Origin of the sequence: Deinococcus sp. Arct2-2 (genome assembly GCF_004801315.1) — a bacterium.
Classification (GTDB): Bacteria; Deinococcota; Deinococci; order Deinococcales; family Deinococcaceae; genus Deinococcus.
Window position 1 is genome coordinate 1 of record NZ_SSNW01000051.1, and the last position, 15,816, is coordinate 15,816.

At 62.0% G+C, this 15,816-nt stretch carries 14 protein-coding genes; 6 read left to right on the forward strand and 8 right to left on the reverse strand.

What is annotated here, in order from left to right:
• Nucleotides 1-289 precede the first annotated feature (289 nt).
• The 4 genes from E7T06_RS17605 to E7T06_RS17620 all read right to left on the reverse strand — a co-directional run bounded on the left by E7T06_RS17605 (nt 290) and on the right by E7T06_RS17620 (nt 4,904).
• A complete protein-coding gene (locus E7T06_RS17605) occupies nt 290-637 on the reverse strand; it encodes an HU family DNA-binding protein (protein WP_136367073.1) in 348 nt (115 codons plus the stop codon).
• A gap of 1,379 nt (nt 638-2,016) precedes the next feature.
• A complete protein-coding gene (locus E7T06_RS17610; RefSeq protein ID WP_136367074.1) occupies nt 2,017-3,018 on the reverse strand; it encodes a phosphotransferase in 1,002 nt (333 codons plus the stop codon).
• A 348-nt stretch (nt 3,019-3,366) separates the two neighbouring features.
• Complete coding sequence (locus tag E7T06_RS17615; RefSeq protein WP_136367075.1) at nt 3,367-3,777, reverse strand: hypothetical protein; 411 nt, start codon at nt 3,775-3,777, stop codon at nt 3,367-3,369.
• 749 nt (nt 3,778-4,526) lie between these two features.
• A complete protein-coding gene (locus tag E7T06_RS17620; RefSeq protein ID WP_136367076.1) occupies nt 4,527-4,904 on the reverse strand; it encodes a cupin domain-containing protein in 378 nt (125 codons plus the stop codon).
• A gap of 75 nt (nt 4,905-4,979) precedes the next feature.
• On the opposite strand from E7T06_RS17620, the gene E7T06_RS17625 reads away from it, so the two are divergent.
• Complete coding sequence (locus tag E7T06_RS17625) at nt 4,980-5,456, forward strand: MarR family winged helix-turn-helix transcriptional regulator (RefSeq protein WP_240741153.1); 477 nt, start codon at nt 4,980-4,982, stop codon at nt 5,454-5,456.
• 129 nt (nt 5,457-5,585) lie between these two features.
• Here E7T06_RS17625 and E7T06_RS17630 read toward each other — a convergent pair whose 3' ends face one another.
• The gene (locus E7T06_RS17630; protein ID WP_136367077.1) at nt 5,586-6,062 is read right to left on the reverse strand and encodes a hypothetical protein; all 477 of its coding nucleotides are present in this window, start codon (nt 6,060-6,062) and stop codon (nt 5,586-5,588) included.
• A 908-nt stretch (nt 6,063-6,970) separates the two neighbouring features.
• Here E7T06_RS17630 and E7T06_RS17635 point away from each other — a divergent pair.
• Nucleotides 6,971-8,335: a replication initiator protein A gene (locus E7T06_RS17635; RefSeq protein WP_136367078.1), complete on the forward strand. Its 1,365-nt coding sequence runs from the start codon at nt 6,971-6,973 to the stop codon at nt 8,333-8,335.
• Nucleotides 8,336-8,581: 246 nt separating this feature from the next.
• Here E7T06_RS17635 and E7T06_RS17640 read toward each other — a convergent pair whose 3' ends face one another.
• A complete protein-coding gene (locus tag E7T06_RS17640) occupies nt 8,582-8,812 on the reverse strand; it encodes a hypothetical protein (protein ID WP_136367079.1) in 231 nt (76 codons plus the stop codon).
• 251 nt (nt 8,813-9,063) lie between these two features.
• On the opposite strand from E7T06_RS17640, the gene E7T06_RS17645 reads away from it, so the two are divergent.
• The 4 genes from E7T06_RS17645 to E7T06_RS17660 all read left to right on the forward strand — a co-directional run bounded on the left by E7T06_RS17645 (nt 9,064) and on the right by E7T06_RS17660 (nt 12,696).
• Nucleotides 9,064-10,398 carry an amidase gene (locus tag E7T06_RS17645; RefSeq protein WP_136367080.1) on the forward strand — a complete coding sequence of 445 codons (1,335 nt, stop codon included), beginning with the start codon at nt 9,064-9,066 and terminating at the stop codon, nt 10,396-10,398.
• A gap of 10 nt (nt 10,399-10,408) precedes the next feature.
• Complete coding sequence (locus E7T06_RS17650) at nt 10,409-10,912, forward strand: GNAT family protein (RefSeq protein WP_205750974.1); 504 nt, start codon at nt 10,409-10,411, stop codon at nt 10,910-10,912.
• A 108-nt stretch (nt 10,913-11,020) separates the two neighbouring features.
• Nucleotides 11,021-11,740: an SDR family oxidoreductase gene (locus tag E7T06_RS17655; RefSeq protein ID WP_276605586.1), complete on the forward strand. Its 720-nt coding sequence runs from the start codon at nt 11,021-11,023 to the stop codon at nt 11,738-11,740.
• Nucleotides 11,737-12,696: a hypothetical protein gene (locus E7T06_RS17660; protein ID WP_136367082.1), complete on the forward strand. Its 960-nt coding sequence runs from the start codon at nt 11,737-11,739 to the stop codon at nt 12,694-12,696. Before E7T06_RS17655 ends, E7T06_RS17660 begins: the two co-directional genes overlap by 4 nt.
• 29 nt (nt 12,697-12,725) lie before the next feature.
• On the opposite strand, the gene E7T06_RS17665 is transcribed toward E7T06_RS17660, so the two are convergent.
• Both E7T06_RS17665 and E7T06_RS21925 read right to left on the reverse strand, forming a co-directional pair.
• A complete protein-coding gene (locus E7T06_RS17665; protein ID WP_136367083.1) occupies nt 12,726-15,011 on the reverse strand; it encodes a LuxR C-terminal-related transcriptional regulator in 2,286 nt (761 codons plus the stop codon).
• A gap of 92 nt (nt 15,012-15,103) precedes the next feature.
• Entirely contained in the window at nt 15,104-15,556 is a 453-nt protein-coding gene (locus E7T06_RS21925) for a hypothetical protein (RefSeq protein WP_240741154.1), read from the reverse strand.
• Nucleotides 15,557-15,816 lie beyond the last annotated feature (260 nt).

Sequence of the window (15,816 nt, forward strand, 5' to 3'; positions counted from 1 at the left end):
TTACAGACGCGCTCTGCTATGCCGCCTGATGCTCCTCAATGGCCAAAGTCGAGCTAAGAAGTGGTTGACTCTTTTAAACAGACCTCACCCCCAGCCGAGCACAGGCCCAGCGGGGGGTGAGGTCTGAAATCCTGGAGGGTCAATCAACTCCCCAGTTGATCGACCGCCGCGCCCTCACTCTAGCGGATCTGCCTGCCACCCGAACTTGACCTTGCCGCACGGCAACGCGTCCAGCCCCCGGCGATTCCTGAACCAACGGTGCCGAAGCATCGGGGGCGTTTCCTAGGGGTTAGAGGCTGCTTTTAAGGGTGGTGGCCACCTTGAAGGCCACTTTTTTGCCGGCGGGAATCTGAATTTTCTCGCTGGTGCCGGGCCGCACCCCCGTGCGGGCGGCGGTGGCTTTGACGCTGAGGGTGCCCAAGCCGGGGAGGCCGACCGTCTTCCCGCCTTTCAAAGCGTCCACGATGAACTCAAGCAGGGCGCTGAAGACGTCGTCGCTCTGCTTCTTGGTCAGCGTGGTTTGGTCGGCCATCAGCTCGACCAGTTGGGTTTTGCCGATCTTGGTGCTTTCGGCAGGTGCAGGAGCCGCTTTAGCGGTGGGCTGCTTGACTGAGGCTTTGGCGGCTTTCTTCGTCATGGCGAGAGTGTGACGGTTGGGCCGTCACAATGCAAGGCTGCTCGGGTCAGCAGGCCGCTGCGTCCGGTACAACGTTCAGCGCTCACTGTGGGGACGTGTGGCCTCACCCTGGCGCTGAAGGGGACTCAGATGGGTGCCGTGGTGCTGCAGGCTCACCGGGCCATCAGCACTGAGCGGGGCAGGGGAGAGGGGTCACCTGGAGACGCGGCACACTGCTGCACTCGCTCCTCAAAGGTTGGGCACTCTGGCAGCGGGTTATTGTAGGAATAATAAATATATAAGGAACTCATTCCTCAGGGAGAAGAGTCACCCGTAAGCGTAGTTCCGCCCGAATGAACACCACAAAATGAAGAGCCACACAGGAAACCCAAGTGCCCCGCCCCAGCCAACTACTTGAAGACGGGAGAAGGCACAGGGGGGGATTAAATTGTTATTCCCTTGGTGCATCAGATCTCACAGCGCCCTCTCCAAAGCGGCGTCAGCAGGAGTGCGAGTTCCGAGTTCGTCGAGGCACGAAACGCAGATACAGAGTTTTCGGCCTCAACGTAACCAAATTTGGCTTAGAGTCGTCCCAGAAGCGTAGGGAGTTCCCCTAATCCACTCGGCACAAGTTGAATCGAGAAGTAGGCTTGAGCCAATGCGGTAGCGGGCAAAAAATGGGCTGCACTCGCGTGGCTTCAGTGGACAACTTAAATGTTATTCCCCTATAAAATAGAGCCCTGTCTCCCCCTCTCGAGCCTGTCAAGACTGCCAAGACTTCCAGCAACTTGTCCAGCGTGCCTTCAAAAGCACCTCTGGTCACGACCCTCGCACCTTGCCCTCCATCGGCGCGTTCCGCTTGCAGCGCAGCGCTGTTGATGCGCCGGTCTACTGTCCCGCCGCTGGGTAAAGTTAGCCTGCTCGAGACTGAGTTACCGGAACCCGGCACAGGCGCTTGCCTGCATCACAACCAAATTAGCGTGATCAAGCGTGTACGGAGCAGCGCTGGGATCGACATCATCGAAAAGCTTGCATTAGCGTTTGGAGTGCCGGCTCAGGAGCTATTGGCCTGATCCATTGCCAGCCGACCGATGCCCGCTCACCACTGACCAACGCCGCATCCCTGTCTCGACGCAGACCGTCCAATTCTCTGCAGCCTCCGGGGATGCCGACACGACGGACACCCCTTGTCGAAGATGTTCACAATAACTGTCTCGCACGAAGATGTCTGAAGTGGATAGGATTCAGCGAGAAGATCTTGGAATGAGAGTCAAAACGACCGTAGGCTTGCCCGGTGACCGGAGCCGCACCACTTTCAGGGGTCACACGAGAGTCGGAACAGAATTTCCCGCTTAGCCCAAATCACCTGGATAAACGTGGTTAGGAGAGCATCTTTGCCGTTACTGATCACTCCAGGTCTGTGGAGGGGTGGTGACGTCTGCTGTGAGTCGAGCGATGGCCCCAATGACACTGGGCAGGGCGTCCAGCACGAAGTCGAGTTCATGTGGTCGTTCAGCCAAAAACGCCAGATTGTCCAGCGCGGCTAGAGACAGCAGCGCACGAAAATGAAGATCACGGGTGGTCGGCAAGGGACGAAGCAGGGTATAGCCGTCTAGGAACGCGGCGCGTTGAGCCGATTCCATGTCCAGAGCACTGTGGGCGATGTCGAGCAGATACGGTCCCCAGCCCAGCCTGCCAAAATCGATCAACCGCAGCTGCTCCCTTTGAACCACAAAGTTTCCAGGATGCGCGTCCCCATGAATTAGACCGTAGCCGCCGGGCACCGCTTCGATGGGATCAAGCAAGTCCTGCAAGACGGGCCAAGCCGCCTCAACGACGGCCACTTGATCCGGTGTGACACGCGCGATCCCGAGCGTGCGCTGCAACGCCTGCCAGGAGCGATCAAAATAGGTCAAGTCGTAGGTGGGACGGTCGAGGTTTGCGAAGGACTCTGCCTGTTCAGCGTGCAGGTGGAGTTGTGCAATGAGCTGTCCAGCGTCTTTGGCCTGTTCAGGGGTGAAGGGAGCGCTCAGCGGTTCGCCATCCAGCCAAGTGAGCAGGGTCGCCCACACAGGAGAGGCTTCTGGCCGCTCCCCCACGGCTTCAACCCAGTGACCGGCTTGACTCCGAATCGGGCGTGGGAAGACGTCAGGAACGACCAGCCACAGATGATCAAGCCAACACGCCTCGGCTTGGAGGGCTCTGCTGTCCTGAGCGTGAGAGGTGTGCAAGCGCAAAACGTAGTGGTGGTCATCAAGTCCTCCCACCCGGTAGACCGTGGTGTCGCTCTGCCCCAGAGGCGTCAAGGCCGCGTCTGGCAAACCGAACAAGTGGAGGGCTTGCTGTGCTCTGACTTCCAGCTGTTCCGAACTCAACACCGTCGAGGGAGTGGGGAAATTCATGATGGAACGCTAGCAAGCAGGGGGAGAGGTGTCGATTCGCTGGATGGCGGATGGTGTCGAGGTGAGGTATACCCCAACTGGACGTCAAAAATCCAGCTCGAATCTGTCCAAATAGGGTCGAATTTCTGGTTTCCTGACGCAGCCTATTTCAACTCTCAGAGTCCAACTGGACAGATCAACCTCTTAGCGGGAAATTCTGTTCCGACTCTCGTGCAACCCCTTTCAGCATGACGGAAACAGATGTCTCGGTGTGGACATTGGTCTGACTTACACATCAGCCCATCAGTCGACATGGGCTCTTCATCAAATCACTCCTGCAGAGCAGCATCCCAGTCCACGAGCAGGACTTCAATGGCACAGGCGGCCTTCCTGCCGCGCCAGCACCCGCAGCGCATAGGCGACGGCCGAGAGCAGCATCGCAGTGGTGGTTCCCCCATCCAACCCCAGATACGCCGCTGAGTGCAAGGCGTGATAGGCCGCTGGCAGTGGTTCATCACGCTCTGCGACCAAGCGCTCGTACCAGCCTTGCCCCAGCGCTGGCAAATCCAAGAATCGTTCCCCTGCCAGAGCTGCGACGTCTCCCGCGTGCCGATCCACTTCAGCAGCAAACGCCAACAGGATCTCCCGAGTCGGCTGGGTGTGATGTAACGCTGGCGCAAATTCCACCGCCGCCAATACCTGCAAGGTCGTTGCCACACACGTCTCAAAGGCCTGCTGATTGTGCAGCTGGAAGTGGGGAGCTTGAGGTACGGCCGTCATCCCCTCCAGCATGGCGCAGCCCGCAAAAAGGGTCAAGGTTAAGTGATCGCAGATGGCCTGCAGATGAACCCCTCCGAATAACACAGAGGGTTTACAGCTCTATCACCTGAGACAGTCTCGCGAATTCGTGAACGGTTTGATTGGGTGCTCAGAGCCCAAAGAGTGCACCCGGCAACCGAGAAAACTCTTCTGAAAGAGAATGAAAACGCAAGATTGAAGTTCAACGCTTGACAGGGTCCCAAGCAGCGGCAAGGCTTCGGCAGCTGAATGCTCCAAGGCAGCCCGCACTGTGGACACCTGTTCTGCCGTCAAACCATGCAATGCTGCCACGGCCGCCCGCCGTTGAAGGCGCCCGACTCAGCGCAAGCCTAGCAACACGCCCTGCGTTTCACGGGCATCCTGCGGGCCACGCAACTCACCTTCTGAGCCAAGAAGAAGGGGGCGTTTTCTGCTTTGGAGTGACCTTGCTGGGCATGCTAGGGGTTCACTCGCTTCAAAACCCCAATTGCTGAAATGGCGCACCGCATCCACCGAAACAGGTAACGTATCGGGGCCGCCCAGTTGCCAGCCGCTCATCCACTGGCCGCAGGCCCGTAAGGACAGCAACCTAGAGAACACCCACGCGGCGAGAACGGCGAAGGCGACGACGATTCACGCAGAAAACATAGCTGAGTGGGCCTTTCAGGACGTGGAATGAGGAAGGGGGACAGGAAGTTATTCTGCTCGTTGAAACCCACTCAGGCCGAAAATCATTTGATCCAAGGTGGGCTGGCCTCCTCGCCTGTTTCACGGAACAACTGCATTCCGGCGGGAGAAATGATCAGCCACTCGGCGTTGGCATCCCCGGTATTGTCCACGCGGTGCACAGTGTGGGCAGGCACGATGAGCGTATCGCTGGGAGACAGTTCGACACTCTGATCACCGCTGGTGACCGTGACCCGACCTGCGAGCATCACCATGATTTCTTCGCGGTTTTGGACATGGGGAGGATTGAAGCCGCCGGGGGTTTGACGCTGCCGAACGACGGTTACGTCAGTGGCCCCGAGCCGGGGAGTCGCGAGACTGGTACCGTAGTTCCCGTTCGGGGTTTCCATGGCCTGTGTGTCTCCAGCGCGGATAGTGATCATTTGAGCCTCCTGGTGATGCCTGCTGGGGCACAACCATCACTATAGTAAGGTAACCTGTCCATTTAGACAAGGGGGATGACTAGTTTGCAAGACGTACCCAACACCACGACCCTAGAGCAAGCCCGCCAGCAACACATTGGCCGTCTCCTGCACCGCGCCGCCCGCGCTTACAACGTCCTGGCCCTCGAAAAACTTCATGCCCAGGGGCACACCGTATTGAGCCTCGCCCACACCAATCTGCTGCCCCACCTCGATACAGAGGGTACCCGCATTGTCACCCTGGCTGAGCGCGCCGGAATGACCAAACAGGCGGCGGGGCAACTGGTGACCGAGCTAGAAGCCCACGGTTACGTCGAGCGCCAACCTGACCCCGTGGACGGACGGGCTACCCGCGTGCAGTTCACGGCGGCAGGATGGCGGTACCTGCTGGACGCACAGGAAGTCAAACGTGCGATTGAAGACGAGTATCAAACCGAACTGGGACAACTGCTGTGGGAACAGCTCAACGAGGCGCTCCATCGCCTTTTGGGCGACGGCTCTCCTTCCCGCTGATTCCAGCACCCAGTGTCCACTCCCCGGCCAGATGGCAGCGCCTGAATCTCAAGCTGGATACCCCTAAAGTCGCCGTCTATCAGAAGACCCGTGTGCCCGGCAGCTCAGCCCACAGCGTCTGCCCACACCTTACTGTTCAACGCGGCCCGGCCCCCGCCGCTCCTCTCGCAAGAGAGCATGCGCGCTCCTCCGCTGCCAGGTGTTCAGCATGCCTTCGCCGTCAAGTCGCCGGCCGCGTGCTGCCAGCTGCGACCAGTCGTCCAGCAATCGCACGCTCTGCATCCGCGACAGCATATACCACGCAAAAAACCCCAACCGCAACACCCACCCCACCAGACCCGTGAATTGCACACCGTTCAGTTCCGTTACTCCCCGCCCCACCCCAACGCTCGCCGCCTGGCCCAGCCCGCCGTATGAAAAGTGGCGCAATGGTCGCCCCTGGATAGACCGCGCAGCATTGGCCCCGGCCCACAGCACGTTCGTCGGGCAGACCCCACCCGACGGGCGCGCCACGCCCGCCGCGTCCCCACCCACAAACACGTCGTCACGGCCACCCACCCGCAAAAACTCATCCGTGACAAGCTGGCCCTGTTCATCGCGCGGCATCTTAAGAGTGTCCGGCAACACGCCAAACACCACACCCGCCGTAAACAGCGTCGGTCTTCAACCTGTTGAGCACCAACGTGACTCACGGAAAGAAGGTTCACGCCACTGATGGGAAGGGTGGCGTGAGTGAAACACCACGCCGGCACCCGCAGCCCTTGAACTGAACAAGACGAGCCGCGAGACAGCCCAAAGGAGCGCGGCAGTGCCATATGGGAGCGTGTAACACCCCTCTGTCTTGCGACGAGGCTGCCTGAGCAGGTGACTTTATCCGTCTCCGTTTCAGTCAACGCTATCGAGGTTTGTGTGGGAAGGGCTGAAGTTTGTGCCTTTGGGGTCTGGCCTATAGACACTTGTATGGAGATTTGGGTGACACTGCAGGTAACGGCTCAATCTTCTGACACGTGCTGGTATCCAGGTCCCCCGCCTTAAGGAGTCATCCACCACCACAAAGGGCCATTTTTCACTCAACTTCTCGAAATTCTTCGCGGGGAGACGGCAGATGGGGGCCGTCGAGGTTTGTATGGGCCGGCCAAAACACTATCGAGGTTTGTGTGTTTCTCTATCGAGGTTTGTGTGGAAAAGCTATCGAGGTTTGTATGGGCGGCTAACGAGGTTTGTATGGGCCGGCCAAAACACTATCGAGGTTTGTGTGTTTCTCTATCGAGGTTTGTGTGGAAAAGCTATCGAGGTTTGTATGGGCTACCTATCGAGGTTTGTATGGAAAAGCACGAGGTTTGTGTGGCGTAGAGACCTGCATACCAGCGCTACGACGTTGCATATCGGTTTTTGGCCGGTCTCCTTGATGATGTTGATTCTTTGATGATTTTCAATCAGGCGAAAACCAAAAAATAGGGCACACACCGTGAAAGTGCTTTCCTGTAAACTGACCCATCTGTTGAGGAGGCTCTGTGGCACGACCGGCAAAAGAGACCCTAGAACGACGCGATGAGTACAACCGCGCCCAAATGGGCATGATTGCCGCCTGCAAAGACTGGGATCGTCAAGAACACCGCGTCCTGATCGTGCAAGGTGATCGCAAGCGCGAAATGATTGCCAAGAGTGGTGAAATCTTGCCTTACGGCCAAGATTCAGACATTATGATCGCCATCACCACGCTGTTTGCAGAAGCTGGGTGTCCAGAGAACAACACCATCTTGACCAGTGCCTATGCGATCTTGGCCCGCGCCAAACTGCCTGCCAATGGGCAGCTGTACCGTAAGCTCCCCACTTCGCTCAAGCGGTTACGGGCCGCTGTCTACACCTTTAAGCAGGGGTACTGGAGTGCGGCCCGACAGCGTTGGACGAACGATGTGGATGATTTCCAATTTATTGTTCGCTTGAGGTTCCGGGACACTGAAGACTTCAGTGGTGAAGCGGAGATTGAGGCTGACGCGCCCATCTTGATTGAGTTCAGCACGCAATTTGCAGAGCAGATCCGCAAAGGCTATGTTCGGACGGTCGATGAAAAGTTGCTCGGGCAACTGAAACAGCCAACCGTCCGGGCCCTGTACCATTTTTTAGATTCTTACGCGGTAGATCCAGAATCGGGCCAACGCCTGCTGTCTTTAAATTTCCGGTTAACCGACTTGTACGCCACGTTGGGTTTGGTGGGGCGCTCGGACAGCAACTTTGAGCGGTTGCGCCGGATGTACCGCGCGTTGATCGAGAAAAAGTATCTGGCTGACGTGGTATTGCAGGGCAGCGGCGAGGCTCTGGCGGTCACGTTTGTATTTGGTACGAATGCCCGTGAGGCCGATCCTACTCTGGTCGAGGCTTTGACTACAGAAGGCTTGGTGATCGGCGTGGCCCGGAACCTGGCTCTTAACCATCCCGAACGCGTACTGAGCGGCATTGCTTACGCCCGTTGGTATCACACCGAAGTGAAGATCGTGAAAAACAAGCCTGCCCTGATTCACGACGTCATTACCAATCCTGAAAAATACGCCCGCGAAGCCAAGACTCTGGTTGCTGTCGTCACGCCGCCGCCAGCGGTGCCGCTCCCCGATCCAGAGCTGGAACTGCTGGAGGCCGAGCAAGAACTGCGGCGCGAACGGGAAACGTGGTTCGCCCGTCCCGCCTCAGAACAAGTCGACTTGCTGCACCGTAAGCTGACCCTCTTCGGAGCTAAGCTGACCCCCACCCAAGCGGAAGCCTTGGTACAGGGCGGGGCCGACACTTTTGAGCTGCAACGGCAAGTCATCTTGGCGACGGCACGTCACGAGGAGCGTCAGCACGTGGTTGACGCTGCACTCAGGCAACTTCAAGGGGTCTGATCGGAGCGTTGGAGTGCCGGCAACAGGTTAAGCCCAAGTCTTCAGTCACACGTTTTTACAGGGCTTAATCTGGTGAAAGCGTCAACTTCCGACGGGGAGGATCAACCACAAATCCGCATCCTGGGGTTGTATTGCTTCAACTAGATCGGGGCCGGCTGACCTGCCGTGACTGACCTGAAACCAAACTACCACCGGTTCAAGGTGACGATCATTCAGGATTCAGTTTGGCTGTACCGCCGCTTTCCCTTAAGCTCCCCGGACGTCCAAAAATTGCTGTACCAACGCGGTTTCCACGTAAGCCACGAGGCGCTCCGCGAGAGGGATATCCAGCTCGGCGGCATCCGACACTGATTCTGGAGGGCCGTGGACGAGCACGGTTTCGTGCTTGACCGTCTCCAACAGCACCGGGCTACGGACGCTGCACAGACCTTCCTGATCCGACTCTTGGGTGAAGAGGACGTCCCACAGGTCATTCATACCGGGTCAGCTGTAGGGGTACGAATGACCTTGAAGCCGTCTGGCAGACTGGCATGCCAACACCGAGAAGTCCCCTGGATCAGGCGCCTAACAGTTTGAATCTAATGGGAACAGTTCCTTTGGGCTATGGAATCCATCTGGCCTAGCCAGATCATCCAGTGTCATGCGCCAGCCATCGTAAGAAATCTACGCTGATTCTCACGTGATGAGCACGGCTTTCAACCCTATGCCAGCATCACCTAGGAGTATTTATGACTCACCTCACTTCTCTGTCTGCCAGCCAGCTCGCCCGACTTGTAACTGAAAAAAGGGTTTCGTCTCTGGAGATCGTAGACGCGCATATCGAGCGAGCGGAACAGCTGCGGGCCCTCAACGCTTTGTCTTTCTCGTCCTTCGACCGGGCGCGGTGCGAGGCCCGGGAACGCGACGCCCAACTGGCGCGGGGAGAACGTCTCGGCTCGCTGCACGGCATGCCTTTCACAGTCAAGGACTGGCTTGAGGCTGAGGGCTTACCCTGTCTTGCCGGCGACGAGGTGCGCCGAGGGATGGTCTGTCAGCAAGACGCGACGGCCGTGGCCCGGCTGCGCGCTGCGGGAGGGATTGTGCTCGGAAAGACGGCTGTCCTGCCCGACACGGCGGTGTACGGGCGGGTTGCCAATCCTCACGGTCAGGGCCGCAGTCCGGGTGGCTCGAGTTCCGGCGAGGCGGCACTGATCGCCGCAGGCGGCAGTCCTTTGGGCCTGGGCAGTGACTCGGGCGGCTCCATCCGCCAGCCGGCTGCCTTTTGCGGGGTGGCCGGACTCAAGCCCACCTCGGGGCGGGTGCCGCTGACTGGGCATCTTCCGCGCATCAATCCGCTCGCCGATCCGCGCACGGTCATCGGTCCACTGGCCCGGCGGGTGGAGGACCTCGCTCTCGCACTGCACCTTATCGCGGGCGAGGACGGGCGGGACGCGAGTGTGGTTCCTGCGCCGCTTGGTGACTACCGGGAAGTGCGTGTGCCCGTCCTGCGCGCCGTATTTTTTGACCGTTTACCGGGGGGAGAAGCCTTGGGTGACGCGGACGCCTCCCGCGTGTTGTGGGAGGCGGTGAGGGCACTCGAGCACCTGGGTGTTGAGGTCCGTGAGGCTGCGCCACCCGGCCTGGATGCGACGATGTCGCTCACCCAGGCGTATTGGGCGCGGCCCGAATCGTCATCGTGGGAGCTGTGGGAGCCTGACGGCGTCTCGACACTGAGTGCCGATCAGGTCGAGCGCCACCTGTTTGAGTGGGATCGTTTCCGGCGCGGGGTGTTGGGCTTCATGCGAGATGTGGACGTGATTTTGACGCCCGTGACGCGTTCGGGCGCGGTGAGGCACGGAGACGACGAAGGCGGCATTGACTTCACGGCCCCCTTTAGCCTGACTGGACAGCCCGCCGCCGTGGTGCGTTGTGGGGAGACGGCGGACGGGCGACCCCTGGGCGTGCAGGTGGTGGCCCGGATGTGGCGCGAGGACGTGGCTCTGGCAGTGGCGCATGCCTTAGAAGAGGCGCTGGGTGGCTACCGGGTCCCTCCCTCCCACAAGACGGCAGACCAGGAAGCGTGAGGAGGAAGCCGTGGATGGATTGACCGTGGAGTTTCGCCGGTTGAGTGACGTGCCGCCCCGGGACGTGGTGGCGCTGCACAACCACCCCCGGGTGCGCCGAACCCTGCCCCTGGCGCAGTCACTCATGGACGAGACGGGGGCGCAGCGGTTCATCGCCGCCAAAGAGCGCCTATGGGAAGAGCACGGGTACGGGCCCTGGGCTTTTTTTGTAGGTGACAGGTTCGCGGGGTGGGGCGGACTGCAACCTGAGGGGCCGGACGCCGACCTCGGGCTGGTGCTGCATCCTGACTTCTGGGGTCTCGGGCAGCAGGTCATACCGGCAATTCTCCGCCGCGCCTTCTCGGACTGGGGCTTGCCTTCGGTGACGGTGCTGTTGCCCCAAGGCCTCCGGGGAACGAGGGCCGCGACCCGCTTCGGATTCAGGCTGGACGGCAAGGTGATGCTGAACGAGGTGGGTTTTGTACGGTACCGCTTGCTGGTCTCGACCTGGAGGGCAGGGCAGAAGATTCCCTGATTGCTGTCCCGCGCTTCACGTCAACACTGGTGGAGAGCTGAGCGGCATCCCCGCTCACCTTCTCTTACCTTTAGCGCGCTTCGCCATTCACAACGGACAAACCTCTCGGTGTTTGAGCGCGGCGCGGCGTGGAGTGCACCGTTCTGGGCACAACCGACCTCGATTTGGGACGACATGTTTGCGGCGGGGGTGCGCGCTCAGTACGTCACGAGTCAACGGGCCGCGCCGCTCTTGATCAAATCGCGCGGCCTCGTGATCAGCATCTCCTTTTTTGCAGCAACGCGCCACCAGGGCACCGAGAACATCCCGTACTTTCTGGCGAAGGGCGCCACCGACCGGATGGCCCTGGCCCTGGCGAACCACCTGCGCCCGCATGGAGTGACGAGCCTGAGTCTGTATCCAGGCCTCGTGCGAACGGAGGCGGTCTTGCACGCTCCAGCGGGCACCTTCGATTTCTCGAATTCCGAGTCGCCGCAGTTTATTGGCCGTGCAGTGGCGGCGTTGGCGAGCGACCCGGCCGTTTTCGCCCTGACCGGCCAAGTGCTGGTGGCGGCTGAGCTTGGCGAACACTACGGGTTCACGGATGTAGACGGCACTCGTCCCAAGTCGCTCCGGGCGGAGTGGGGGGGGGCCGCCTGCCGTGCGATAAGTCAAGGCAACACAGCTCTTCTAACTCCTCACCAACACGTCACCCGCCCTCGGCACATTGTTCCACTCCAGATCACAACGCCCGCGGCTCAACCATGTTCCAACCACGCCCGCCCTCCTACAGTGCGCAGGTCACTCGACAAGATGATTTTGCGACTGGCCCTAAGGAGAACTCCATGAAACGTTTCATTCCCCTATGCCTGACCTTGCTTCTTGGTGCGGCTGCTGCCCAGACTTCAGCCGAACAGACTCTGCGCCGCAGCTTCGTCCAAACGGTGGCCCCGAAACTTGACGGCACCAGCGGCCTGAATCTCGAGAGCCTCAGCACCCTCGTGACTGCTTGGGTGAGAGATGTGCGCCGGGCGGGCGTGACCACTCTGGAGAAGGAAATCGAGCAGGGTGTGACTGCCATTGAGCGCTTCGTGCGCCGCGAGGCTGAGCGCGTCGCGGCCCGCTGCACGCCAGGTGCCGGCGCCGACCTGGGCTGGGCAGCTCTGGACACCTTCGCCTTCTCGCTGAAGCCCGGCTTGGTGGGCGACTTTGCGCCGCTACACACCGCGTTGCAACGCTGTCTGAGCTTTGAGGTCGTTCTGCGCAGCGAGGTGAGGCTCCAGCACGCAGACATGGCCGCCGTGATCACCACCGGAACGGAGGCGGTGGTGCCGGTCGCCATCGACCTCCGCACCCGTGAAGGCACCGGCCAGGCGCCGCTGGGCCTGACGCGCACTGACTGGGCTTTCACAAACGGCTGCACGGCGCAGGTCACCCCGACGGGCGGCCTGCTGAGGGTAGAGGCCCTGGGGCTGTTTCCCGCTGTAAAGAACGGCCCCCTCGCTTCGCCGTTCACGGAGTACGCCTTCCGGTACAAACTGACGAGTCCGCAGCAGCACGTCATCATGGTCTGCCCGCCGGGCGCCGCCGAGGTGCCCGGAGCGGCCGACTTTACTTGGGCCCTGCCTTACCGGCTGGCCCACCAGGCGGAGTACATGCCCGCCGGGCACTACCTGCCACCTGTGGGCTCGCACGAGGCACCGCTCGGTTCCGTGCTGAACCAATGGAGCTGGCGCCAGAACGTGCCTGGCATGCAGGGGGCCAGCGAATTCACCACCCTCAAGGTGCTGCACGCACCCCGCTGATCCTGGTTCAGGCGCCGGGGAGTGTTGCATCAACCCAGGCCATGTTCGAGGGCGTAGCGCGTGGCGGCGGCTCGGTTGCCCACCCCGAGCTTGCTGAACACCGCCTTGACCTGATCATTGACCGTGTACACCCCGCTGCCCAACTGCGCCGCGATCTGCTTGTTCGAGAGCCCCCGCGCCAACAGGCCCAGTACCTGCGTCTCGCGGGGTGTCAGGCTAAAGGGCGTGGGCGCACGCAGTGGGGCCGGACGCCGGTGCTCGCCGGGTATTCCGGTTGCGACCAGTTCCCCGATCAAAGCCGCTACGTCTAGCGACTGGCCCGCCTGCACCGCCCGGGCCAGTTCAGGTTCCTGCTGACGAGCCAGGAGCGGGCCAACCCAGGAGAGGCACAGCGTCTGCATCAGCCCGGCGTTGTAGTTGCGCGCGGCCTGGAGCGTGTCGGCCGCAGACCAGTACTCCAGGGCCTGCACCGGCCGCCCCTGCTGGGCCAGCAAGGCCGCCATGCCCATCAGCCCGCCGATCTGCAGATCCGGCACTTGGAGTCCGCGCCCGACCTCCAGCACGCGGCGCAGCGCAGCCTCTGCCGCTCCTGACTGGCCGGTGTGCAGCTCGACAACCGCCAGGATGAGCCAGATCCAGCTTCGCCCGATGTGGTTGTGCACGTCCCGAGTCCAGGCCAGCGCCTTGTCTAAGAGGGCGCGGGCCTCGGCCAGCTGCCCTCCCAGCACCAAGCCGCTGGCCTGCATGCTTAGGCCCATCACGCCCAGCAGGCTGTCACCGGACTGCCACGCCCAAGTCAGGCAGCCCGCCAGATCTTGCTGCGCCGCCTCTGGGTCGGAGACGAGAGTGGCGTACGCGCGGATCTGCCGGGCGTACGCCAGACCCCGCCCGTCTCCAGCAGCCTCGAAAACGGTCACGCTCTGCCCCGCCGCCCGCGCCGCCTCGTTCAGCAGACCGCGCCGGTAGGCCAGGAAGGCCAGAGCGTACTCCAGCCAGCCAGCAGCCAGGCTGCGAGCGGGCACAGCGTCCAGCGCCGAGCGTAGCAGCGGCACGACGCTGGAATCCAGCGTTGAGGAGGACAGCGGGGCCAGGTAGGCCGCGAACGCCGCGACGGCCCCCTCGTCCCGCATGCGCGCCGCGTGGTGTAGAGCGGCGAGAATATTGGGCCGCTCCTCGTCAAGTTGCCGGAAGCCGGCGGCGATCCCGCCCAGGTCGCCGCCGGCATGGCCCCGCACCAGGTGGTCGAGGTCGCCGCTGAGCTTCAGGAAGTACTGGGCGTGCACCTGCCGGATGGCCTGCTCGTCTGGCCCCGCCCGCAACTGCTCCAAGGCGTACTCACGCACCGTCTCCAGCATGCGGAAGCGGGCTCCCTGGGGATCGAGCTGCACCAGACTCTTGTCTACCAGCGAGGCCAGGTCCGAGAGCACGTCCACGTCACCCCCGGCACAGACGGCCTCTGCAGCTTCCAGTGTCCAGCCGCCGACAAACACCGCGAGCCGTGCCAGCACGCTCTGCTCGCGTACAGCGAGCAGAGCGTAACTCCAGTCGATGGCGGCGCGCAGGGTCTGCTGGCGGGCGGGCAGGTCACGCGCCCCGCCCGTCAGCAGAGCCAGGCGCTGGCTCAGACGCTCGCGCAACTCGCTCAAGCTCATCATCCGCGTGCGGGCCGCCGCCAGCTCAATGGCCAGCGGCAGCCCGTCCAGCTGGCGGCAGATATCCTCAATGATGGCAGCCTGCTCCTCGCTGTGCACGGCGTCTGGACGGGCGGCGCGGGCGCGTTCGAAGAACAGCTGCGCTGCTCCGCCCACCGGATCGTCGGGGCCAGGCATGGCCAGCGGCGGCACCGGAAACTCGTGTTCTCCGTAGAGGCGCAGCCGTTCGCGGCTGGTGACCAGCAGCGTCACGTCGGGCGCGCGGCCCAGCACCCCGGACAGTGCTGGGGCGGCGGCCAACACATGTTCGAAATTGTCGATCACCAGCAGCAGGTGCAGCAGCGCGAGATGCGCGCCAATCACGTCCACGGTGTCGTGCCCAGACTCCTGCAGACCCAAGGCCCGCGCGACCGCCGGCATGACCTGATCGGGCCGTTCCAGGGCCGCCAGCGGCACGAACAGCACGCCGTCGCGAAATTGGGTCTGGAGCTGCCGGGCAACCTCCAGCGCGAGGCGGGTCTTGCCGACCCCACCCGGGCCGGTCAGCGTCAGCAGCGACACGTCTGGCCAGTTCAGGATGGCCCGCACCTGGGCCACTTCCTGTACTCGCCCCACCAACGAAGTTCGTTGCTCGGGTAGGGCGGAGGGCAGGGCCTTGGCCATGACCGAGTATACCGTGCCCAGCTCGGGTGCACGAGCGAAAATCCGCGTGGAACACGGCTGCAGGAGCCTGATCAGCAGCAGCGTCTCAGCGGTCAGGGGCAGCTGTCCAGGCCGGTCACGCCCACATCCCGCATTCTGAGGATACGGGCCCCGTCCCCCAAACCCGGGATGCGGCCGGAGGACGCTCCTTCTAGGCTGATCCTATGACCGACTTCCCTCCCACCTTCGACTTGCGCGCCGACCGCTTCCGGATTCTGGTGTCCGGTGAGGCGGTGGACGGCCGCTACGCCATCGTTGAAACGCTGGCCCAGCAGGGCTCCGAGTTGCCAGTTCACGTCCACCAGGGCGAGGACGAACTGCTGCTGGTTCTCAGCGGCCGGGTGTGCGTGCGGGCCGGGCCGGTGGAGCAGCAGTTGGCGGCTGGTGAAACCCTGCTGCTCCGGCGCGGCGTGCCCCACGCGCTGCGGCTGGAAACCGTCACGGCCCGCCTGCTGACCATCTTTTTTCCAGCCGGTTTCGAGCACTACCTGGAAGCCGTCGCGCAACCCGTGTCCTCCTGTCAGGCGCCACCTGAGCCCCAGGCGGTCGGGCCGCGCAATCCCCTTGCTGGTGGCAACCGCCCAGCGGTATGGCCTCGAATACTTTCCCGAGTTGCCCAGCTCCGACGCGAGTCTCCAGGAGGACTAAGATCACCCTCCTTCCCTCCCCCACTTGACTCCTGGAGAATTCGGCTGTCCACGCTCTGCTCGGCCGCGGGCACACCCCAGGCGGTGGAGGGCGCACCTTCGCGCAGCTGTGCGCCCTG

What these genes read in the sequence shown, in the direction of transcription:
- E7T06_RS17615 (WP_136367075.1), bottom strand. Translation starts at nt 3,777, where the DNA reads ATGACGGCCGTACCTCAAGCTCCCCACTTCCAGCTGCACAATCAGCAG.
- E7T06_RS17625 (WP_240741153.1), top strand. Translation starts at nt 4,980, where the DNA reads ATGACTAGTTTGCAAGACGTACCCAACACCACGACCCTAGAGCAAGCC.
- E7T06_RS17610 (WP_136367074.1), bottom strand. Translation starts at nt 3,018, where the DNA reads ATGAATTTCCCCACTCCCTCGACGGTGTTGAGTTCGGAACAGCTGGAA.
- E7T06_RS17645 (WP_136367080.1), top strand. Translation starts at nt 9,064, where the DNA reads ATGACTCACCTCACTTCTCTGTCTGCCAGCCAGCTCGCCCGACTTGTA.
- E7T06_RS17640 (WP_136367079.1), bottom strand. Translation starts at nt 8,812, where the DNA reads ATGAATGACCTGTGGGACGTCCTCTTCACCCAAGAGTCGGATCAGGAA.
- E7T06_RS17630 (WP_136367077.1), bottom strand. Translation starts at nt 6,062, where the DNA reads ATGCCGCGCGATGAACAGGGCCAGCTTGTCACGGATGAGTTTTTGCGG.
- E7T06_RS17620 (WP_136367076.1), bottom strand. Translation starts at nt 4,904, where the DNA reads ATGATCACTATCCGCGCTGGAGACACACAGGCCATGGAAACCCCGAAC.
- E7T06_RS17660 (WP_136367082.1), top strand. Translation starts at nt 11,737, where the DNA reads ATGAAACGTTTCATTCCCCTATGCCTGACCTTGCTTCTTGGTGCGGCT.
- E7T06_RS17605 (WP_136367073.1), bottom strand. Translation starts at nt 637, where the DNA reads ATGACGAAGAAAGCCGCCAAAGCCTCAGTCAAGCAGCCCACCGCTAAA.
- E7T06_RS17665 (WP_136367083.1), bottom strand. Translation starts at nt 15,011, where the DNA reads ATGGCCAAGGCCCTGCCCTCCGCCCTACCCGAGCAACGAACTTCGTTG.